Genomic DNA, 22,410 nt, shown 5'->3' with positions numbered 1-22,410 from the left:
ACGTACTAAAACGAATGATTATTTTATCAACAAATCTCCTTGCAAGGCAGTACGAGGAACAACAACTTCAGCGGAACCACAAGCATAAGCCCCGAGCACGTATTGTCCGTACAAGAAATAAACTGATGTTGCATTAAAATTGATTGCCCCCACTAAGTCTAATGTAGGTTCCATCGTAAAGCAACCATCCGGATTCTTAAAATTAGCCTTCAGCCGCGTGTTAATCTGGGCGGCATTGGCATAATTCAAGATTTCCTTGTTCGTCAGGAACTTTTGGTTTTTCACATCATAATTAAATGAATGATATACCGTCATTCCATGCGCTCCTCCCGTGAAGGTATAAACCCTTAAACGAACGCTGATAAATTGGTCGGTAGCCATAAACACGCTATCGTCAACCATCAATTCATACTTCCAATTCGGACGTTCATCCGGTTTATCCGCGAATGTTTGGAATAATTCCGTGGCATCCGCCCGCAGGCTATCCCTCAAGTCGTTTACCAACTTCTCGATTTTGCCGTTTAATACCATGCAACTTTTGTTAACAGCCTCGTCTGCAGCAGAGAAAACCGAACGGTCGATCTGAATGTCACAATCTTCCGAGGTCACTTCCGAGTGTTCCTGTTTCACGTTCAGATCCTGAACCCTAGGCTGGCATCCCACAAACGCAAGAGCCAGCCCCATTACCATAATTAGTGTGCTTTTCATAGTGTGTTTTATTTTTGTGTACTACAAATTTATGAATTAAAACATTATCCTAATCTCAAAACACAACTATTTTTTCTGCAAATCCAATGCCGCCAACTTTCTCTTGATTGTCATCTGAACGGCTTGTTGAGTCATCTTCTGCTCCAACTGCATGGACTCCATGAATGCCTGATTGTAGCATTTTTTAGCTTCATCGTATTTCTCCAATTCCCGATTGGCATCTCCCAATAAAACGATCATATTCAACTTATTCATCAGGGCAATATTCGGATATTGCAAAGCTTTAACAATCATATCGGCTGCTTTTTGATGCAATCCCGTTGAAATTTTTCCACTTGTGCCCACGTAAAGATTTTGCACGACATTGCCATAATCCGTATCATTTACCTGATCCCCCAATTCTTTAAGGTATTTTTCCTGCAACTCCATATACGCCTCTCCATCCTTTTTATAGTAAATCAAATACTCTCCGTCGTACATATATTTAATACGGTCATACGGACTCACGTTACGTTCCGGCATCAAGTCATAGGCAGCTTTCATATCCCCCCTCACCCGTTCCACGTATTTCTCGTACTCCTTCTTACCGGAACGAGCCAAACGAGAAGTCATTTTATTGTTATACTCCAATAAATAAGCACCGGCGTATTTCCCGACATTCTCTATATACTCGTCCAAATGGGCTATCATTTTTTCCAGGAACGGATCTTCTTTCCCATCCATTTTATGGAAAGTGCGAACAATTTTAAAGTCATCTTTATTGATTAACTCTTCGATCGGTTTCGTGGTAATATACTTCTTGTACAAATCTTCCACGCGAGTAACCCATTTCTGCTTATCCACGGGCTTTTCCAACACACTCACGAAACCAGGTGCCCGTACAAGCACCTGCTGCAATAACTTCATATCCTTGGAATTTGCCTTATACTTGGCATACAACGCTTCAAAACTCAACTCCTCGCCAGCAACAATCCGACCTTCCATAATAAAATCCTCCACGCTCATTGTTCCGGAAACCGAAGAAACCAATTTCCCGTCCGGTTGTAAATATACCAGTGTCGGCAAGGATGTTACCTTATATTTCTTCACATAAACCTTATTGGAAACCTCTTCCGCATTTACTTTCACGCAAATAAACTTCTCGTTGTAATATATTCCTACCTCAGGCTTCGTGAATACATCTTGAGCCAATTGCTTGCAAGGTCCACACCAATCCGCGTAAAAATCAACAAAAACCAATTTCTTCTCTTCCTTAGCTCGTTCAAACGCCTCATCCAAAGTACCCGAAAAGAACTCTATTCCCTGACCGAAAATATTTCCTCCCATCAGGAGCCATACCACGATTATAATCAATGCTTTCATTATTTCTCTCTCACTATAAATTTATAAATATCCTCTAAGTTCACACTATAATCCTCGTTGTACACTTGTAACGTCACCACGTAACGCCCGACAGGCAACTCCGTGTAAAGAGGCAGCTCCATCATTCCTCCCCCGCGGACTTTAAATTCTTTTTTGAAAATAGCTTCCGCTTCAGCAGAGGCAGCTTTTACACTCACCAAACGATAGCGCAACGGTGCGGTGCCCAACACTCCTTGTATGTTCTCCGTCAACCAGGGGATCTCTTTCTCGATTCGCTTTTTATCATCCGCATTCTTGATATCCAACTCCTTGCGAATAATCAACGAGTCGGTACCGTAAGCCGCGTTATCCGCTTTCAAATAACCAATTTTCGTGTCATGGCATCCCACCAAGAAAAAGATGCACAAATACATCATAGCATATAATTGTTTCATTTCATTCTAATTTTCATCATTTCACAACCATTTCACAACTCTCCCAACGTGTAATTCGGGTGCAAGGAATGTACCACGCCCGTGGTCGGCTCGATATTACAAGAAGCGATGTCAATATCCGTTTTCGTTCTCAACGAGCGAATCTTTATGACCACGGCACCTACACCGATCACCCCGTTATAAGGCAATTGCTCCGTGTACACCCACATTTCATTGTTCTCATCCCCTCCGGTCATAACCATTCCACCGGAAGTACCTTCCATACTGACGGTTCCGCGGGGAATATCGTTCAACATCGTTTTTCCCTTTACCACGTGAGCCATTACAAATTTGCGACACTCTTCCGGAGTCAGTTCCTCCAAACGCCGGGGTCTGGCAGCTTCACCCGGCTTCGGTGCCTCCAGCATCCAACGACGAATCGAGTGATTGGTCGGTCCCCAAAACGTGATCTCCTCGTAACCGGCTTCCCGCCCGTTAAACAAATTCTGCAACCCGGCCTTATCTATCATGATAAGCAATGAATCCCAGTTATACGAATCGGAATGGAAATACTCATACATAGTTCCAGCAAACTTGCCTTTTGCCAACCCCGTGTTGTCCATGTTATAATCAGTCTGACAAGCCACCGTTGTTATCGCGATCAATACCGCCCATAATATCTTTTTCATATCTCACTAATTATTCAAACTTAAACCAATATCTATTCTGTCTTAAAATATCATTCATCTCGAAAGCATCCTGATAAATCGGCAAATAAAGCACACCGTCTTGAATATCCTGTTTTGACAACTCGGCATACACCGGATCCAATTCCGTCAGATAATTATTACGCACGGCATCGTAATAGCGATGTCCCTCGTAAATCAACTCCTTCTCCCGTTCCCGGAAAATAGCCATACGAATATCTCCATCGCCCGGAGCCGGATACTCCGTGGCTTTTGCCCGACGACGAATCATGTTCAAATCTTCCTCCGCCCGGGCATCTCCCAATTTCGCGTAACACTCCGCACGCAACAGATAAATGTCTGCCAAACGCCATACCACGTAGTCGGCAGCCACGCTTGTCATAGAAACACTACCAGTAACAGATGTTTTGTAAAACCCTTCTCTCCACTTGTACACGTAGGCATAACCGCCCGTTACATTCACATCCTCGTTTGCCATGGAATCCAACTTATAAAAGAAGCTGTGGCGTCGTTCGTCTTGAAGTTCATACATATTTTGGATACGGGAAGCTTTCACCGCATAAGTTCGCGTCTTCACGGCAGCCTCCGAAGCTGTTGTATTCACCGGCCACGTTGTAAGAAATCGGGCAAGGGATACAGTCATCGGGAAAGATGAAGCATACTCGTCAAATGCCAGCGAAAATATATTTTCGCTACCATAGCCTCTTAAACTGTTGCGACAAAGATTCTCCACAGTTTCCAAATCGTAATTTCCCGCTTTATCCTCGATCAAAACGGTAGCCCATTCTATCGACTTCTCGTAAGCTGCCTTCGCGTCATCTTTCCAACCGTAAAGCTCGATCATCGCCCCCTTCCATGCGTAAGCATGTGCCAACAAAGCGACGGCAGCACCTTTACTCCCGTATTGCTTGGAAGGCAAGGCATTCCCGTTCAAATCGACCAACTCCTCGAATTTACCCAACGCCTTTTCTGCCAATTCCGCATTCCGGATCGCTTCCACCAACACCTCTTGATCAGTACTATTTCCCAGAATCGCCTGCGACTCACTATCCTTCGTGATCACGGCATGTCCCCAGTCCTGAGCCAGACGGAAATACATGAACCCTTTAGCAAAATACGCCTGTCCCAAATAGAAATTCTTCCGATCATCCGCCAAATTCTCCACCCGATGGATATTATCCAATATCAAATTCGCAAAATGAATCACGTCATAATGCCCTTTCCATTTCGTTTGAATATTATTCAGAATAGCACTCGGCAATAACTTCTTTGCGTCGGAATAAGAAGCTACCGAAGTATGATCAAAAATCATCCCCATCTTCACGTGCAAGTTCTCTGCCGCTCCCACGCTTTTCATAAAAGAATGCATTTGAGCGCACACGGAATTCAAATCCGACTCGGACTTGTAAAAATTGGTAAAGGTAACGGCATTCTCCGGCGTTACATCCAACAAATCGCTACACGAAGAAATACCCAACGCCACGACAATTAATAAGAATATCTTTCTCATGATCAAAAGTTTAAAGTCAAACCTAAAGTAAATTTACGAGCCAACGGATAATTGGAAAAATCATCAATACCCCCTTTGGCCGGATTCACCGTTTCCGGATCCAAACCGGAATAATTCGTCAACAAAAAAAGATTCTCTCCCGTGAGGAACAAACGAACTCCCTCAATATTCACCTTTTTCAACCACTCTTTGGGCACATTGTACCCCAAGGTCAATTGTTTCAAACGCAAGTGATTCACTTTCTCAATATTAGAACGGTATTGTCCATCAAATTGCCCCACGTAACCATTCGTGGAAGCCGTCAATGTAGGCCAATCCGCCTTATCCCCAGGCTTGTTCCAGAAAGTAGCATTCTCCACGTTCGTGAACAACGGGGAATCCTTGTATCTAATTGACCTGTAAGAGGGTGGGGTCGCGTAAGCATTCATAATATGCCGTCCTAAACTATAAGTAAGCAAAACGTTCAAATCAAAACCTTTCCATTTCAATTCATTCGCGAATCCACCGTGAGCCACAGGCAAGGCTGAAGCCACATATACCAAATCTTCCTGTCCTATTCTCCCATTACCGTCCACATCTTCCAATAAACGCATACCGGGTGTAATTGGATTTTCTGCAGACCCACTATTTAACGGGTTCTTATTTCCCCAACGATCGACATACACGGGAATCTCGTTCTCGTGTTCAACAATACCCAAATCATTGTAAGCATACACACCTTGCACCGGGCGACCGATAACGGCAGTCGTCAAATCCATCCCCGTGTTTGTCTTTTCAAAACGGTTCCAATTCCGGGAAATATTAAAACGGGCACGCCACTTCACCGGACCGTCACGCAAAATATCGGCCAATAATTCCAACTCCAAGCCCTCGTTGGAAATTTCCAACACGTTCTGCATTGCCGAGGTATGATAATAAACGTTTCCCGGCAATTGCACCAATTGCAACAAAGAAGTCGAATATTTATAATAGTAATCCAACTTGAATTTCAACCGATAGTCAAACAAATCCACATCTAGGCCGATATCATACTGGTCGGATTCCTCCCAGGTCAAATCACTTGCCAACATCATTGTCGGAACCATTCCTAACGTCCCCATAAAACTATTCCCGGAAGCCATCACCCCATGCGCCAAATAAGGATCCCGAAAAGCTTTTCCCTGTTTTCCCCAGGAAGCGCGAATCTTTCCATAGCTCAACCACCAAAAACGCTCCATAAACGACTCCTCAGAAAAAGCCCATCCCAATGCGACCGAAGGGAAGGTCGCCCAACGCACATTCTCCCCAAACACGGAAGAACCATCCCGACGCACGGTAAACTCCGTCAAATACTTCTTGTTAAAATTATATGCCAAACGCCCGAAATAACTCAACATAACGGACTCCTCGAAATCCGACTCGTAATTCTTCATGGCCGTGGGTTGCCCGTTAATACTGATAATGTCTTGAAAATCGGCAGTAACATATTTCAAATAATCACTGGGGGAACCCATGCCCCAACCTTTCAATGCATCAGAAGCCTCTCTCGTGTAAGACATTCCCAACATCACATCCAGATTATGAATCTCGTTAAAAGATTTGCTATAATGGAGCAAATTCTCGTTCGTCAACATCGTGGAACTTGCAGTTTCTCCCGTGGATTTACTCAAATCATCCGGATTCAAATAGCTCGGTTCGAAACCATTCTTTTTGGATTGCGTGAAGTCAATTCCTAAAGTAGTCGACAAATCCAACCCGGGTAACACGTTATACGAGAGTCCCATATTCGCCCGCACCCGATAAGTAAAATTCTTCTCGGAAGTTTCGTTCAAACGTTTCAATGTTTCGTCCAACACGGCCCCGCTACCCGGGTAAAGGGATGAATTCACTTTCGGGTCCACCGTCAAACCTTCAAAAGCCGTAGCCTGACTAAAAGAGGTGTTCGCCGCACCTTTGCTACGATCGGTGTAAGCCAAATACAAACGGGCATCCACCGTCAATCTCTCGCGAGGGACGATCCGCAAATTACTGATCATGTTTACACGAGAGAAATCACTGCCTAACATGATTCCCTTCTCATCATACCATCCCAGCCCGACCATATATTGAAAAGTTTCCGACCCGCCTGATGCCTGCAAGTTTGCATTCAAAATCTTTCCTGTCCGGAAACTATGCTTCCACCAATTAGTCGCGTTATTATAGAACGGGTTCAAGCTATCGTGCAAAATACGATCCCCATCAACATAAGACTCGCTGATCTTGTAACCATTATTCCAGAAATAATCGTAGACCCCCGCCGTACCATACACATCATTATAAGATGTAGGGATAATATATTCCCTTGTCCGGCGATCCTGATAAGCTTTCCGGCGAGCACGCAAAGCTTGAATATGCGCCATCCGCTCCCCGTGACCGATCACCTGGTAAGGAGTCTCTGGAAGAATTGACCAAGACTGCGACACATTAGCCGTAAATTTACCCCGTCCGGCACGTCCTTTCTTCGTCGTGATAAGAATTACGCCATTGCTGGCACGCGACCCGTACAAAGCGGCGGAAGCCGCATCCTTCAATACCTCAACCGACTCAATCGTCGATGGATCAATTTCTGCCAAAGTATTCGTACCCGTTACCGGAGAGGTAAATGAATTCACGGGAACGCCATCAATGACATATAGCGGCGTGTTATCCGTCATACCCTGCATCAACGAGTTGTAACCGCGAATAGCGACCTGAGATCCCCCGCCACCGGGAGAACCGGAAATATTATTCACTTCCACCCCGGCCATGTGTCCCTGAAGCAATGTTTCCAAACTTGCCGATGGGAGCTCGTCCAAATCTTCCGCTTTCACGGATGACACGGAACTGATCAACTCCCTCTTTTTCCGTTCACCATAGGCGACAACAGTCACCTCGTCCAAATCTGAAACATCCTCTTCCATCACCACATTAACCACATTATTTTGCCCCAGTTTCACATCCTGAGTTTTCATCCCGACAAAAGAGAATTGCAAAGATTGGGTTGAAGCCGGCACTTCTATTTTATAGACACCGTCCACGTCAGTAACCACGCCTATCGTCGTCCCCTTAATATAAACGGAGACTCCCGGCAAAGTTTCATTCCGCTTATCCAATACTTTACCGGAAACAATCCTTTTCTTGTTCGCGATAGCCGTTTTATCCTTCGCGTCGGCTTCTCTTTTCTTGATCACGACAACATTCTTTTCCAATGCATACGTGTAATCGGTTTTCCTCAAACAAACATTCATCACGCTGTCGATCAACACATCCTTCACGTCAATCGTGATCTTCCCGATTTTATTCACCGCGTCCATGCTATACACAAACGTCATCTTGCTTTGCTTCTCCACGGCAAAAATGATGTCCAACATCGAGGCATTCTCCCTTTTCAAGGTCAGTTTCTCCGTTTGTGCAAAGGTATTATTGAGCATACCACCGCCCAAAATGAATGCTAGACACAGGCAAATTTTCATGCAAATAGCACTTTTCTCCTTTTTTTTATCGTGCAGGAGCCACGTCCAAAGATTTTTTTTCATAACTTTGAAAAATTAAATTGATTTTGAATTTAACCAAATGGGTGGCAGGAAATAATCACCACAAAATTTCCGCTACCCGTTTTTTATTTATACCAGCTAATACTAAGTTCCACTCATCACGGTCAAAGTTTTTCCCTTCATCACAAACCTCACTTCCCCGGTCAATTCCAAAATATTTAAAAGAGTTTCCACCTGCTCGTATTTTTCCAGTTTAAAACCGAACCGTTTATCTGCCATCTCCGGATTCTGGTAAAAAATCTCGAAATCATACCAACGCGCCATCTCCTGCAAAATATCATCCAGCCGCTCCTCGTCAAACACGAACACCCGTTCTTTTCGCAAGCGATAGCTCTCCCCGTTTATTTCCCGGTAAGAGAAATCCCCCGTGTTCTTGTGAAAAACAGCCTGCATATTCGGGCGCAACACGTTATCTTTCAAACTTACCATACCTTCCACCAGCGACGTTTCCACGATGTCCATATTATTATAGGCTTTCACGTTAAAACTCGTTCCCAACACCTTCACGTCAAGCGATTTTGTTTTCACGTAGAAAGGATGCGCGGGATCGTGACGCACCTCGAAATAAGCCTCCCCGGACAAATACACTTCCCGCTTGCTTCCCTTGAAACGAGTCGGGAAACGAATTTCCGATTCGGCAAACATCCAGACTCTCGTGCCGTCTGCCAGCTTCAAATTATATTCCCCTCCCCGGGGCACAACTATCTTATGATACTCCACCTTCGCATCCATCACGGAATCCAATCCGGAATAATCCAACCCTTGCCCTTCAGCCATTGTGACACCAAAATCATTCAACTCACTCGTCACATTTTTCGTTGTATCCAAGGCAATACGTACTCCCCCGGGTAATTCCAGCATCGTCTTATGAGATTCAAAATAGGCGTCCACGATATACCGGGGATGATTTGCCTGCTTACTTCTATTGCTGAAAAAGATTGAAGCAGCCACGGCAAGAGGCAATACAAAAATTGCCGCGTACCGGAACACCCGGTATAGCATCCTCGAAGACCTTCTACCCGTAACTTTCCGGATCTTCTCCCAACTTTTATCCGCATTGAACGAATCATACATTTCTTTCTTGGCCGCAATCAACTGTTCATCCCGAACCCGAAGCAAAAGTCCCTCTCCATCCGGACGATCGTGTAGGCGTTTTTTCAATTCAACCTCCTCCTCCGGTGAAAGTTTTCCTTTCAGATATTTCGTGATTTGTTCCGCTAATTCTATCGACTCTCTATATTTTTCCATGTCATTTTCTCATTGTTTTGTATATAATATGCAAAAACATGATTTAGGGGTGACTGGAAACTCGATTTTTTTATAAATTCATGATAACAAGGAAAAATATGAACAAATTTTTCAACTCTTCCCGCAAAAAAGCATAAGCTTTTCTTTTCTGAGTCTTGATCGTGTTTATAGATACATGCAATTTCTCGGCGATCTCTTCTTGTGAACACCCTCCCATGCTCATTTCCACGATCCGCCGTCTTTCGGTAGGCAATTTATCAATCGCCCGGATGATTTCCCGATGCACCTCCTCCTCAATAATAGCATTCAAGATGTTATCCGAATTGTCCTCGATGGAAGGATCAACCTCCTCATTTTCCTGGTATTGCCGCAAATAATACAAAGCGTTATTACGGAGAGCCTTGAACAAATACGCCTTGAAATAAATCATATCCGAGTAAATACCCCGCTTCTCCCAGATCTGGATGAAAGTTTCCTGCACAACATCTTCCACGGCTTCGTGCTCTTGAATATACCGGTTCACGAAAGCGCACGACGACGCAAAAAAGCTATCAAACAACTTCTTAAAAGCCCTCTCATCACCTTGGTTTAACTGACTCAATAACATTTGTCTCCCTGTATAATTGGGATGGCAAGTTATGCTTTTTTTTCTTCAAAAAAAAGCTGCAACAAACCGAAATTTGTTGCAGCCAAGTTTTTAATATCTCGATCAAAACTATTTACAAGAAATAGGATTAGATGATACCTTGTTCAAGCATAGCAGTAGCCACTTTCATGAACCCTGCGATGTTAGCACCCTTCACGTAGTCGATATGACCGTCAGCTTGCTTGCCGTATTTAACGCAAGCCTCGTGAATAGAAGTCATGATGAAGTGAAGTTTAGCATCCACTTCTTCACCTGACCAACCGAGGTGAGCAGCGTTTTGAGTCATTTCAAGACCAGAGGTAGCAACACCACCAGCGTTAACTGCCTTACCCGGGGCAAAGAGAATACCGTTAGATTGGAATGCGTGGATAGCTTCCGGAGTACAACCCATGTTGGAAACCTCGCAGCAGCACCATGTTCCGTTAGCGATCAATTCTTTAGCATCGTCACCGTTCAACTCGTTCTGGAATGCGCAAGGCAATGCGATATCACATTTTACAGACCAAGCTTTCTTACCGGCAGTGAATTTAGCCTGTCCCGGGAATTTCTCAGCCATCATCTCAACGCGATTCTGGTTAGAAGCACGCATAACGAGCATATAGTCGATCATCTCTTTGGTGATACCGTTAGCGATTTCGCAAACACCGTCAGGACCGGAAATAGCGACAACTTTAGCTCCAAGTTCGATAGCTTTGGTTGCAGCACCCCAAGCCACGTTACCAAAACCGGAAAGTGCTACAGTCTTACCCTTGATGTCTTTACCTGCAGTGTGCAAAACGTGTTGCGTGAAGTAAAGAGCACCGAAACCGGTAGCTTCCGGACGGAGGATAGAACCACCCCAAGTTGCACCCTTACCGGTCAATACTCCAGTATTATATTCGCGGGCAAGTTTTTTGTACATTCCGTACATATAACCGATTTCACGACCGCCAACACCAACGTCACCAGCAGGAACATCGGTATCAGGACCTATATTTTGCCACAATTCATACATGAAAGCTTGGCAGAAACGCATGATTTCAGCATCTGATTTTCCAACCGGATCGAAATCAGAACCACCTTTGCCACCACCCATCGGGAGAGTCGTCAAAGCGTTTTTGAAAGTCTGCTCGAAACCGAGGAATTTCAACATAGAAAGGTTAACTGCCTTGTGGAAACGAAGCCCGCCTTTGTACGGTCCAATAGCGCTATTGAATTGTACGCGGTAACCCAAGTTGGTCTGAACTTCACCTTTATCGTCTACCCATGCCACGCGGAAAGTAAAGATACGATCCGGCTCTACCATACGTTCAACGATTTTTGCTTTCTCGAATTCAGGGTGTTGGTTGTAAACCTCTTCGATTGATTCCAACACTTCGTGTACCGCCTGAAGGAATTCTTTTTCACCTGGGTGTTTGGCTTCCAGGTCAGCCATTACTTTTGCTACATTCATAATAAAATATTTTAAAGTAAGATTACACATCTACACAACGGCTGAATTTTTCAACCGCAATCAACGATGCAACATTACTGCTTTTTTCCGGTTCAAACAAATATTTTAGCAAAAAAGTTTTTATCAAAATAAAAAACAGATAGATAGTAACAAAACACCATAAATATCACATCACTAAATGATAAAATTGTTCCCAAAAACCGGGAAACGACTTAGAAACCACATCGGCATCCCGCACGGTCAACCCGCAATACCTCAACCCGGCAGGAGCAAACGCCATTGCCATCCGGTGATCCTGGTAAGTATCGATCTCCAACGTCGTACATGCATTCCGCTCCCGGTTCCAACACAACTCGCCACGCGCAGGAACTTGTAAACCATACCCTAATTTACCAGCCTCCCGCATGACAGCCATCACCCGGTCACACTCCTTTATATATAACGTATCCAACCCCGTCAAATGAAAGGGAATATCCAACAAACAACAAGCCACAATCACGGGAAGAGCCACATCCGGCATCCCCGACAGATCAGCCTCAAAACGGGCAACACGATCGCTATTAGCCGACAGGCGAACCCCTCCAATTACTTTTTCCGTGGTTACACCCAACTGTCGCCACAAATCAACTTGATGGGCATCACCTTGTAAACTATCGATATACAGACCTGGAAGGAAAATCTCCCCCTCCCCGGCAATAGTCAACAACTCGTAAAAAAAAGAAGCGGCACTCCAATCGGCACTTACCCGGAAAGAAACAGGCGTGTACACGCCTTCCGGGATTGCCACCCGTTTTCCCTCGAAGTCGGTGTCCACCCCGAAGCGACGCATCATCTCTGCCGTCATGCGAATATAATCCGCAGAAGCGACCTTCCCCTTCAAATCGATCACAAGCCCCCCCTTCAACAAAGGTGCAATCATCATCAGAGCCGAAATATATTGGCTACTCACGGAAGCATCCAGGCTGATCGTCCGCTCTCCCTTCAACACGGAATTACCAATCCACAAGGGAGGGAAGCCCTCCCGTCCCAGATATTCGATCTTCGCCCCCAACTCCCGTAAAGCCTCCACCAGCACTTTTATCGGACGTTGCTTCATCCGTTCCGACCCGGTTAATTCCCACACCCCTTCCCGCAAGGCAAAATAAGCCGCAAGAAAACGCATAGAAGTACCGGCATGCCCAACATCCACGAGCCCCCCCGCCTGCTTCAACGCCTCCGTCAACACTTGGGTATCATCGCTATCAGACAGATTCTCCGGTATCCCGCTACCCGCCAATGCGCTCAAAACGAGAGCCCGGTTAGACTCGCTCTTGGATGCTGGCAAAATAACCACACCCTCTATCTTTCTCTGTGCCAAAACGATAACTTTATCCATCCTTACAATCTTATATTTGCCTTAAAGCCTCCATTACCAGTTCCCTCGAACAATAATTATCAACAGAAAACTGTCCAACGTTCTCGAGAAGTGTAAAATTCAACCCTTCACGATCATTTTTCTTGTCATGCGACATCAATTCGCACAACATATCGGCATATTCCATGACCGGATAAGCGGGATAATACCTTTTTATAAAATCACGCACCCGATGGTATATCTCTTCCGGGAAGCCTTTCTCCCGCACGGAAAGATACAATTCCGCGATCATCCCTAACGCCACCGACTCCCCGTGCGACAAATTTTCCTGCCGCATGACGGAACAACTTTCAATAGCGTGCCCTATCGTGTGCCCGAAATTCAAGGCTTTCCGCACCCCTTTTTCCAACGGGTCTAAAGTCACGATTTCACTCTTGACGGAAATCGATCGCTTGAGCAAATCAAGAAATTCTTCCCGGTCAGGCTCATTCCTACCACAGGTCAACAACCGGTCCAGATACTCCACATCAGACAACAAACCATGCTTCAACATCTCGGCAAAACCAGCCATCCGCTCCCGCATGGGCAAAGTCTTCAAAAACATGACATCAATAATCACCCGTTCCGGCTCCTTGAAAATACCGATCTCGTTCTTCAACCCGTTAAAATTTATTCCAGTCTTCCCCCCTAACGATGCATCCACCTGAGCCAACAACGTGGTAGGCACATAAATACAACGCATTCCCCGCTTAAAAGTCGAAGCAGCAAATCCACCCATGTCCGTCACCATACCTCCCCCCACGCACAACAGAATGGAAGAACGCCGAGCTCCTCGTTTACTCAGGACAGACCAGATACGGGCTACACTATCCAGCGATTTGTTTTCCTCTCCGCAATCAACCACCGCCACGTTCAACGGTATCCAATCCACCTTTTCCAGCAACTTATCGCAGAAACCTACCGTGTGCTTATCCGCCACGATAAACAATTGTTCATGCCTGACACCTCGTAACAAGTCGGCAAGAACCATGCTCGAATCCGTTGTAAATACAATATGCTCCATTTATCCCGTATTTCTTCACAAAATTACATTATTTTACGCATTAATCAAAAATACCCTCGCTAAGCAAGTTATAAATATTATCCAATTTAAAATCTAAAATCATTAAATTTAAAATTAATAGGTTTTCTCGCCATAAAAAGATAACTTTGAACCTATTCATTAAAACGACCAGCGGCATGAATAATGACAACTCAATCCTGACACGAGTAGCCATCACGATGGCTCCCAGGTTAAACAACGCTCTGTACTCCCCGTTATTTCTACAATGCGGGGGCATAACCGGATTCTTTCAAGAAAGCGATGCGAATATCGAGCTCCTTTTCAAAGAAACCCACCTGACGAATATACAACCGGAACGGTCGCTATGGCTGCAACAGGCAGAAGAGGAATTGAAAAACATGGAAAAACACCATATCCAGATCTGCGGGATTGAAGACCCTCACTATCCCCGCCTGCTAAAGCATTGCGCAGATGCCCCTCTCGTTCTATTCTACAAGGGAACGCTGGAAGCCGATGAAACCAAGAATATCGCCATCGTGGGAACTCGCAAGGCAACGGAACTGGGCAAAAACCGCGTGGGCAACATTCTTCAGCAACTGGCAGACATGGGATACCGCCCTAATATCATCAGCGGGCTTGCCTACGGGATTGACATTGCCGCCCACTCCGCCTGCCTTCGGCTCGGGCTACGGGCGCAAGCCGTACTCGGGCACGGGTTGCACATGGTCTACCCGGCATCTCATAAAAATATAGCGGAAAAAATACTGGCACAAGGAGGTACGCTACTCTCGGAATTCCCGACTTGCGCCCCCATTCATCCCACGAACTTTCTTCAACGCAATCGAATCGTGGCAGGCATGAGCGAGGCAGTACTCGTGGCTGAATCTCCAGTGAAAGGCGGTGCCATGTCGACTGCACGCCAGGCTTTATCTTACAGCCGGGAAGTGCTTGCTATACCCGGTCGTCCGGAAGACCCGAATTACACGGGGTGTAATATGCTGATAAAACAAAACATTGCGGCACTCGTGGAAAATGTTTCGGACATACTGAAAGCCGTAAACTGGGACCCTATCCCGACGGGACCACGCCAGACCACCATTGATTTCTTTTCAGCATCAAACGATGAAGACCTTATCAAACAAACATTAACAGTGGCGGGAGAACAGAACATCGACCAACTTCATCAACTCACTCGGATACCGGTACACGACCTGTCAGTTCTACTCCTAAAACTGGAATTGGAGGGGATTGTCACGCAACTTCCCGGTAAATGTTATTCACTCATTTAACCTATAACGCTTGCGTATAAACTTACTTAAACAATATTCAAATGAAAGCAGAGATTAAAGAATTCATGGATGCCTTAAAGGATAGAACTGTAGGCGAAACAGAATTTCACCAGGCTGTTCAAGAAGTGATCGAAACTGTATGGGATATCTATCAGGCAAACCCGAAATATAAAGCTAACAAAATCCTCGAGAAGATGGTAGAGCCTGAAAGAGTCATCATATTCAGAGTGCCCTGGATCGATGATAAGGGTGAAGTACAAATCAATCGCGGTTACAGAATACAATTCAACAGTGCCATCGGACCATACAAAGGAGGTTTACGCTTCCACCCGTCAGTGACTCTTGGCGGATTGAAATTTTTAGGTTTCGAGCAAACTTTCAAAAACTCTTTGACAACACTCCCGATGGGAGGTGGCAAAGGAGGTTCTGACTTTAACCCGAAAGGCAAATCCGATAACGAAGTTATGCGTTTCTGTCAAAGTTTCATGACAGAACTTTGCAAATATATCGGTGCAGATACTGACGTACCTGCCGGTGATATCGGTGTTGGAGCTCGTGAAATCGGTTATTTGTTCGGACAATACAAGAGAATTCGTAACGAATTTGTTGGCGTGTTGACTGGAAAGAACCGCGAATTCGGTGGTTCAAGAGTACGTCCGGAAGCCACTGGTTACGGTACCGTTTACTTTGCACAACATATGTTGGCAGAGAAAGGTGAGAAAATCGCTGGTAAGACGATAGCTATCTCCGGCTTCGGCAACGTTGCCTGGGGCACCGCCCAAAAATTAGTCCAATTGGGAGCCAAATTGGTCACCATCTCCGGTCCTGACGGATACATCTATGACGAGAAAGGCTTAACACAAGAAGGTGTTGACTACATGTTGGAATTGCGAGCCAGCAACAACGACGTGGTAGCTCCTTACGCCAAGAAATTCGGTGCTAAGTTCATCCCGAAACGCAAACCGTGGGAAGTAAAATGCGACATCGCATTCCCGTGTGCTATCCAGAACGAATTGAATGAAGAAGATGCAAAACAATTGGTCACTAACGGCTGCCAAATGGTTGTTGAAACTTCTAACATGGGTTGTACCGCAGAAGCTGTTAACTACTTGAACGAGCACATTACTTTCGCCCCGGGTAAAGCGGCTAACGCTGGCGGTGTTGCTGTTTCCGGTCTTGAAATGAGTCAAAATTCAATGAGATATAGCTGGACCGCAGAAGAAGTAGACGCAAAACTATTTCAGATCATGAAAGACATCCACGATACTTGCGTTAAATACGGCAAAGAAGGTAACAAGATCAACTACGTTAAGGGTGCAAACATCGGTGGTTTTATCAAAGTTGCTGAAGCTATGTGCGCTCAAGGACATTGCTAAAAAATTGATTTAGTTATAAAAAAAACCGCCTTTCAGCAAGGCGGTTTTTTTTATAACCAGACATTAACGTCCTCTCCTTCTTATCCATATTACGCTTGCAAACAAAATCAACATCAATGGAATTACTCCTATCAACACAATTTTTGTTACAGTCATTCCACCCTTAGTAACATAGACTTTATTATCTGGAAGTTTCGGACGACGAACATCAATAGGCACTTCTCCATCTGACATCCAAAAGAATGAGGAAGTAATTAAAGAATAATTGGATGCTCCTACCCCATTACGAGAAATACTGATCTCTCCGTTACTCAAGCAATCCGCATCTCCCAAGATAATAATTTTCTGTTCCCTGTTCCCCACGGCGCGAGAAAGAGCAACCATAGTTGGAACCTGATTCAATTCGACCTCCCCCTTATCCGGATTCATCACAGGTATTTCATCTACAAAGTCCGTACTTTCAACCTCATTCCAAACGGTTTTCAGTGAATCAGTAACTAACAATACTGTTACCTTGAAACCGCTATTCGGTATTCCGGATAAATCCAAGCCCACGGTAGAAGGCATCGTTGCCACGTTTCCATATCTATACATGTCTTTTAGTTCGTAAGAAAACTCGGCTGCCTCTTTTGTTACCTTGGACATGATAAAATCCGACTGAAAATTCTCACTTGGACTCACCAAACGTCCCGACATAAAACGAACCCCGAATTGCTCCACAAGAGGATTCATGTACTTCTGACGCTTAGGTTCTCCCGCTATCAAAAGATTCCCTCCCCGGGCAATATAAGCATCCAAATTCTTCCGATGTGCTTCCGGCAAAACCTCCCTCACATCCGCGATAACCAAAATATTGATATCTTCAGGAATTTCTTCGTCTAAAGTAACTTGTCTGAAATCAAAACCTTGATTAATCAAAGAATAGCGGAAAGGCTTATCTTGTGCAAAACGATTATAATCTCTATCGCCTTGTTTGATACAATCACGTTCTCCGTGTCCTTCCACGAATCCCACTTGCGGCAAATCCATCAGCAATCGTTTAAAAGCCGCGGTAATTTCCGTCTCGAACGGGAACACATACATATCATCATAAATACGCAAAAATGCCTTCTGCCCATTCTCTCTTTCCAATACTCGCACGAAACGATAATTTTCACCCGACAAATCTTCCAATTTGCTCACTTCATTCACATCAAGATAAATAGAAGAGTCTACACCATAATTCTGGGTGATTTTCACCATCCTCTCGCGATCATTCAAAGTAGGATAACGCTTATTCAACTCCTCCTCGTTATTTCCTTTGGCATAATAACGGACATATTTCATCTTGATATCCGGCTTAAAACGAGTATATTGCTTGAAACGTTTGATATCGCTCAACTCACTTTTCGGGAAGCCATACCACAAAAATCGATCTTCATCCAACACGTTGGCATAAGTGGTAATTGTCAAATTCCCTTTCATCTTGGACACGATTTCCTGACTATTCGGAGTCAAGGTATTTACTTTAGTCCGCGTAGCATCATAATAACACATGAATGTAGGTCGAGAACTCAAATACCCAATCGACACAGCAATCAATATCGCCGAGAAATACCAAGAAGTACTAACGAACCAACTTTTTTTCTTACGTATCACGGTCAACCTGATTACAGTAAAAGTCAGAAACAAAACGACAACAACCAAAAAGTAAATTACATCTTCGCTACAAAGCAAACCGTTGATAAATTCACCTGAACGCCCTCGAATTGACAACCAATACGTGATATCCCGCACAAAAGCGATATCCTGCCACATACCACCCACGTAATTCAACACGGCAAATACCGCAAAGGTACCCATCGCTGCAACCACCTGATAAGAGGTCAAGGATGACATGAAAAGCCCGATAGCTCCATACGCACAAATCAACAGGTAAAGCCCTAGCAACCCTGCCAATACCGGAGGTAAATCAAATTCATGCACGAAACATACACCATAAATAACGAACAGACCAAGTACCGCAATCATCACAAGCGCATAAATCATTATTGAAATAAATTTCCCGATAACAATCTGAAAATTCGTCACTGGTGACGAGTAAAGCAACTTGATTGATCCACTACTCAACTCCCGACTCATGATACCCATGGTCAATAAAGGTATATACAAGTATAAATACCCTTGAATTTCGGGAAACAATCCCCCACGCCAAGGATTGGTAAAAGTCCCCATGGTCACATTATAAACGTAACGTCCCAATTCTTGAGAAACGACATACCCCTCAAACGCATTCACAAACGTCATGCTGGCCTGAAACGTGAAAATAATCAAGATGAACCATGCTATAGGTGAATAAAACATAGTCTGCAATTCCGTCAGGGCAATTCTTTTTATAGCTTTCATATTTCTTCCTTTACTTTGATTTTTTAGACAATTCTGCAAAAATGGCATTAAGCGAACTTTTCTCTACGCGTATCTCGTTCAAGCGCCAAGCATTTTTATAACTATATTCCACCATTTGTTCGATAACATCATTCACGTCCGAGGCTATCAACCGGAACTTCGTTCCCCCCAACTCTTCCACTCTTGTTACCCCGGGAACTTCAATCAACACTTCCGGGGCCGGAGCATCAAGTAAAGATACGAATACGGTGTTCGGGGTAATATAATTGTCAAACTCATCCACACTACCCGAGAACACCATATGACCTTCTTCCACCATAAGAATATGATTACATATCGCTTGCACTTCGGTAAGCATATGGGTTGAAAGAATTACAGTTCTGTTCTCCGCAATCTTTTTTATCAGATTGCGGATTTCAAGAATTTGATTCGGATCCAAACCATTTGTAGGTTCATCAAATACAATCAACTCGGGACTATGAATAATTGCTTGAGCGATACCCACCCGTTGTTGGTAACCACCCGAAAGATTACGAATCAAGCGATTCCGGAAATGCAATAACCCACACTCAGTTAAAGCATTTTCCACCGCTCCCGGAATCTCGCTATCAGGCATAAGTCGAATTCCCGCGCAATGATAAAGGAACTCCTCTATCGTCAAGTCCATATGCAAAGGAGGTTTCTGAGGTAAAAAACCTATCAAACGCTTCGCCGCAACGGAATTTTCTTTTGTATTTATTCCCTTTATAAAAATATCTCCTTCAGTCTGTCTCAACACGCCACAAAGAATATTCATCAATGTTGACTTCCCCGCACCGTTTGAACCCAGCAATCCATAAATTCCCCGGGTAGGTATTTCAAAATTAATATCCCGTATTGCCCATTGTACACTATACCGATGAGAAACATTTTCAATTTTTACAATTGGTTTTTCCATAAATCTTAATTCACATATTTAAATTTCACACACAATACATTTTCCAAATACTAGTAATTGAAACCGAAAGCCCAACCGACATAACTACTAGGTTTCCAAACGACATCCGTAATTTTACCCAAACCTTTTGTCACGTGATAAGTCGCTTGCTCTCCCAAACCTTCTCCTGTAAAGAAACGATCGTACGTACCCAACAAGTGGAACTCTCCATTTTCCAACGCCACACCTATCATCCAACTCGCCGGATTTTCAGTAACACTTGTAATCCTTGAACCAAAATCCTTGAACAATCTCAAACCTCGTTCCGGAATACTCATTTCATAGAAATACAACCTGCTACCTTCTGCCACAAACATATAATCACTATCGTATTTACATTTCATGTAAATTGAATTTTCATTCACTTTACCATCAGCCGGGAATTCTACGGGTGCCTGCATTTTAGAAATCTTAAAAACACCGGAATAATAATCCACGTAAGCATAGCACTGTTGTGAATAAAGTTTATCTCCCTTTTTCAACAGCATAAATAGTGTCGATGAATTGTAATCACTGGATGATCCTATACTAGCCACATAAACCGGAGTATACTCGCCGGTATTCCCTAGTAGTACAAAGCCATCCGGTATCGTTTCTCCATAAGTTATATCCAAAAGACGAGCCGCTGCAGATTCACTAGTTTGTGCAACCGTAGTAACCGGTATAATAGCTTTATTTGTTTCATCATATACCAGCATCGCTCCCAATTTATAGATCCATGTATCAAATATTTTCGTGATTTTCCCATTATTACCGAAATAAAGCAGATTCTCCCAACGGCATTGTCTTGAATCCATTGTTGATGCATCGATTTTTCTCCAATAAATAGATCCGTCTTTCCCGACCATATAGTGAGAAGTCAGCGCATCGATAAACTGAACCGGTTCAAAAGCTCTGGCAACCCCGGAACCGAAATCTTCATTAAAAGCATAATATTTAGAAAAATCATTTGCATTCAACACCCAATTATCACCATTCTCTTGGATTACCACGATCTCAGCGTAATCATTACTGTAACCGACCCAACCCATATCCACGGAAACCGGTTTACTACCCAACGGACTATCCGGGTGCAATTCTTGATAAAGATCGATACCATCTTCCCAAGAACACAAATACCCTCCGCCATACACCTCTCCACTTTCCGTGATATCACCATTCTCGTAATCCACGTACCCCTCATCTCCTTCATCCAGATTATAATAATTCCGGGTTTGAATAAGCATTGACAAAGCCGTCCTTCCCTCCTTTTCAGACAAGATCAACCAACCGGTCTTGAAACGTGAATTCACGGTATAACTCACGCTCACCATTGTCATCAGTTTCGTGGCACGTTCTTGCGCTATCAAGTAACCGATGTGAGCACCAACTTCATCGGGAACAATTATCAGATTCCGTTCTCTACAAATTGTATCACCACTAAAAACATAAAAATAATCATAAGCTAATGTATCAACTTCCGGATTCACCCATGTAATCGTGGGGAAAATTTTTACCGTATCTCCCAACGTCACCGTAGACACATTCTGTTTCGAATAACAATTAAGTTTTTCAATGTTCGAATAAATATGATCATAATGACCCTTATCTTCATAACATGCCCCGAACGCAAAGACGATCAGACATAATAGCATATACTTCGTTATCTTTTTCATATCTTCCTATTTAAAATTAACCTCCAATATAAGCGACCTTCATCTCGGTACCATCCTTCTCGTACACGGTCTGATCATTCTCCGCCATCTGCTTCAAGTAGTTTTTCAGTTTCAGTGTACAGGTTCGAATCTCGTTGGCATCATTAACATTCACGTTTACTTTTCCGTCATTTATCTTGATAAATAACTCGTACTTCATATCAGAATACTTACCCAACCAAGTTTTTTCCACGGTAGAGTTCCACCAATCCGGTTTAAATATAATATTCGACACGTTGATAATTGCCACTAAACGATCTGCTTGCCCTAAAGCAAAATCTTCAGTTTCTTCCAGACACAACGTCAAACGACGGGCTACGCTAGAGAGTTCCGGTGTCTTTTTAAAAACAATCACACAAGTATCCACCACTTGACCGGCTTCCATCACAAACTTTTCCGGTAATATATAAGTACCATCCGGAGTATCAGTATAATCCTTCATCACGGAAATCTTGTATTCCCGATCCTTGTCTGAGGGAAGTCCTATCAACTTTACTTCCAACTTATACTCTGCTTGTTCCACGTTAGGATAAGCAAGAAAAGAGAAACTGGTGGAATCTTGAATATATTTCGTGAACAGGATATAATCCTTGTCGCTATATAACTTAATATCATCTTCGGAACACCCGCTCACGCTCCACGAAAACGATAAAAATAAAATATAAATCAAATACTTTCTCATAACACTTTTATTTT

17 protein-coding genes are annotated in these 22,410 nt (G+C 43.8%); 2 read left to right on the top strand and 15 right to left on the bottom strand.

The features are described 5' to 3' along the window. Positions 1-18 precede the first annotated feature (18 nt). The 11 genes from A3CY_RS0116275 to aroB form a co-directional block, all read right to left on the bottom strand. The gene (locus A3CY_RS0116275; RefSeq protein ID WP_081619492.1) at positions 19-708 is read right to left on the bottom strand and encodes a DUF4163 domain-containing protein; all 690 of its coding nucleotides are present in this window, start codon (positions 706-708) and stop codon (positions 19-21) included. Positions 709-774: 66 nt separating this feature from the next. Continuing rightward, positions 775-2,070 (bottom strand): thioredoxin family protein, encoded by a 1,296-nt coding sequence (locus A3CY_RS22245; protein WP_018338998.1) that lies wholly within the window; start codon positions 2,068-2,070, stop codon positions 775-777. After that, positions 2,070-2,504, bottom strand: coding sequence for a hypothetical protein (locus A3CY_RS22240; RefSeq protein WP_018338997.1), 435 nt, complete (start codon positions 2,502-2,504; stop codon positions 2,070-2,072). The genes A3CY_RS22245 and A3CY_RS22240 overlap by 1 nt, the downstream gene beginning before the upstream one ends. Before the next feature lie 32 nt (positions 2,505-2,536). Continuing rightward, entirely contained in the window at positions 2,537-3,172 is a 636-nt protein-coding gene (locus A3CY_RS0116260) for a fasciclin domain-containing protein (RefSeq protein ID WP_018338996.1), read from the bottom strand. 10 nt (positions 3,173-3,182) lie between these two features. Then, positions 3,183-4,700 (bottom strand): RagB/SusD family nutrient uptake outer membrane protein, encoded by a 1,518-nt coding sequence (locus A3CY_RS0116255; RefSeq protein ID WP_018338995.1) that lies wholly within the window; start codon positions 4,698-4,700, stop codon positions 3,183-3,185. A 2-nt stretch (positions 4,701-4,702) separates the two neighbouring features. Continuing rightward, positions 4,703-8,233, bottom strand: coding sequence for a SusC/RagA family TonB-linked outer membrane protein (locus tag A3CY_RS0116250; protein ID WP_018338994.1), 3,531 nt, complete (start codon positions 8,231-8,233; stop codon positions 4,703-4,705). 102 nt (positions 8,234-8,335) lie between these two features. Continuing rightward, entirely contained in the window at positions 8,336-9,499 is a 1,164-nt protein-coding gene (locus A3CY_RS0116245) for a FecR family protein (protein ID WP_018338993.1), read from the bottom strand. A 70-nt stretch (positions 9,500-9,569) separates the two neighbouring features. After that, entirely contained in the window at positions 9,570-10,106 is a 537-nt protein-coding gene (locus tag A3CY_RS21380) for an RNA polymerase sigma factor (RefSeq protein WP_018338992.1), read from the bottom strand. Positions 10,107-10,233: 127 nt separating this feature from the next. Beyond that, positions 10,234-11,577 (bottom strand): NADP-specific glutamate dehydrogenase, encoded by a 1,344-nt coding sequence (gdhA, locus tag A3CY_RS0116235; RefSeq protein ID WP_026207774.1) that lies wholly within the window; start codon positions 11,575-11,577, stop codon positions 10,234-10,236. A gap of 166 nt (positions 11,578-11,743) precedes the next feature. Then, positions 11,744-12,952, bottom strand: a complete 1,209-nt coding sequence (locus A3CY_RS0116230; protein ID WP_018338990.1) for a 3-phosphoshikimate 1-carboxyvinyltransferase — start codon at positions 12,950-12,952, stop codon at positions 11,744-11,746. Positions 12,953-12,962: 10 nt separating this feature from the next. Continuing rightward, positions 12,963-13,994, bottom strand: a complete 1,032-nt coding sequence (gene aroB, locus A3CY_RS0116225; protein WP_018338989.1) for a 3-dehydroquinate synthase — start codon at positions 13,992-13,994, stop codon at positions 12,963-12,965. A gap of 176 nt (positions 13,995-14,170) precedes the next feature. On the opposite strand from aroB, the gene dprA reads away from it, so the two are divergent. Both dprA and gdhA (A3CY_RS0116215) read left to right on the top strand, forming a co-directional pair. Continuing rightward, positions 14,171-15,283, top strand: a complete 1,113-nt coding sequence (gene dprA / locus A3CY_RS21375; RefSeq protein ID WP_040371940.1) for a DNA-processing protein DprA — start codon at positions 14,171-14,173, stop codon at positions 15,281-15,283. Between the two features lie 41 nt (positions 15,284-15,324). Then, the gene (gene gdhA / locus A3CY_RS0116215) at positions 15,325-16,659 is read left to right on the top strand and encodes an NADP-specific glutamate dehydrogenase (protein ID WP_018338987.1); all 1,335 of its coding nucleotides are present in this window, start codon (positions 15,325-15,327) and stop codon (positions 16,657-16,659) included. Positions 16,660-16,722: 63 nt separating this feature from the next. Here gdhA (A3CY_RS0116215) and A3CY_RS0116210 read toward each other — a convergent pair whose 3' ends face one another. Genes A3CY_RS0116210 through A3CY_RS22235 form a run of 4 tightly spaced genes read right to left on the bottom strand, consistent with a single transcriptional unit; the run spans position 16,723 to position 22,396 of the window. Continuing rightward, positions 16,723-19,044: a Gldg family protein gene (locus A3CY_RS0116210; RefSeq protein WP_018338986.1), complete on the bottom strand. Its 2,322-nt coding sequence runs from the start codon at positions 19,042-19,044 to the stop codon at positions 16,723-16,725. 10 nt (positions 19,045-19,054) lie between these two features. Beyond that, positions 19,055-19,981 carry an ABC transporter ATP-binding protein gene (locus tag A3CY_RS0116205; RefSeq protein WP_018338985.1) on the bottom strand — a complete coding sequence of 309 codons (927 nt, stop codon included), beginning with the start codon at positions 19,979-19,981 and terminating at the stop codon, positions 19,055-19,057. A 50-nt stretch (positions 19,982-20,031) separates the two neighbouring features. Then, positions 20,032-21,675 (bottom strand): PKD-like family lipoprotein, encoded by a 1,644-nt coding sequence (locus A3CY_RS0116200; RefSeq protein WP_026207772.1) that lies wholly within the window; start codon positions 21,673-21,675, stop codon positions 20,032-20,034. A gap of 16 nt (positions 21,676-21,691) precedes the next feature. Then, positions 21,692-22,396: a DUF4843 domain-containing protein gene (locus A3CY_RS22235; protein WP_018338983.1), complete on the bottom strand. Its 705-nt coding sequence runs from the start codon at positions 22,394-22,396 to the stop codon at positions 21,692-21,694. Between the last annotated feature and the right edge of the window lie 14 nt (positions 22,397-22,410).

The sequence above is a fragment of the Butyricimonas synergistica DSM 23225 genome, assembly GCF_000379665.1.
Lineage (GTDB): Bacteria > Bacteroidota > Bacteroidia > Bacteroidales > Marinifilaceae > Butyricimonas > Butyricimonas synergistica.
The sequence above is the reverse complement of the archived record's forward strand: the minus strand, read 5'-3'. Positions and strand labels throughout refer to the sequence as shown.

Coding starts and splice junctions, on each gene's coding strand:
- gdhA (WP_018338987.1), top strand. CDS start 15,325: ATGAAAGCAGAGATTAAAGAATTCATGGATGCCTTAAAGGATAGAACT.
- A3CY_RS0116275 (WP_081619492.1), bottom strand. CDS start 708: ATGAAAAGCACACTAATTATGGTAATGGGGCTGGCTCTTGCGTTTGTG.
- A3CY_RS0116250 (WP_018338994.1), bottom strand. CDS start 8,233: ATGAAAAAAAATCTTTGGACGTGGCTCCTGCACGATAAAAAAAAGGAG.
- A3CY_RS22240 (WP_018338997.1), bottom strand. CDS start 2,504: ATGAAACAATTATATGCTATGATGTATTTGTGCATCTTTTTCTTGGTG.
- A3CY_RS0116255 (WP_018338995.1), bottom strand. CDS start 4,700: ATGAGAAAGATATTCTTATTAATTGTCGTGGCGTTGGGTATTTCTTCG.
- A3CY_RS0116210 (WP_018338986.1), bottom strand. CDS start 19,044: ATGAAAGCTATAAAAAGAATTGCCCTGACGGAATTGCAGACTATGTTT.
- gdhA (WP_026207774.1), bottom strand. CDS start 11,577: ATGAATGTAGCAAAAGTAATGGCTGACCTGGAAGCCAAACACCCAGGT.
- A3CY_RS22245 (WP_018338998.1), bottom strand. CDS start 2,070: ATGAAAGCATTGATTATAATCGTGGTATGGCTCCTGATGGGAGGAAAT.
- A3CY_RS0116230 (WP_018338990.1), bottom strand. CDS start 12,952: ATGGATAAAGTTATCGTTTTGGCACAGAGAAAGATAGAGGGTGTGGTT.
- A3CY_RS0116245 (WP_018338993.1), bottom strand. CDS start 9,499: ATGGAAAAATATAGAGAGTCGATAGAATTAGCGGAACAAATCACGAAA.
- A3CY_RS0116200 (WP_026207772.1), bottom strand. CDS start 21,675: ATGAAAAAGATAACGAAGTATATGCTATTATGTCTGATCGTCTTTGCG.
- A3CY_RS0116205 (WP_018338985.1), bottom strand. CDS start 19,981: ATGGAAAAACCAATTGTAAAAATTGAAAATGTTTCTCATCGGTATAGT.
- A3CY_RS22235 (WP_018338983.1), bottom strand. CDS start 22,396: ATGAGAAAGTATTTGATTTATATTTTATTTTTATCGTTTTCGTGGAGC.
- A3CY_RS0116260 (WP_018338996.1), bottom strand. CDS start 3,172: ATGAAAAAGATATTATGGGCGGTATTGATCGCGATAACAACGGTGGCT.
- aroB (WP_018338989.1), bottom strand. CDS start 13,994: ATGGAGCATATTGTATTTACAACGGATTCGAGCATGGTTCTTGCCGAC.
- dprA (WP_040371940.1), top strand. CDS start 14,171: ATGAATAATGACAACTCAATCCTGACACGAGTAGCCATCACGATGGCT.
- A3CY_RS21380 (WP_018338992.1), bottom strand. CDS start 10,106: ATGTTATTGAGTCAGTTAAACCAAGGTGATGAGAGGGCTTTTAAGAAG.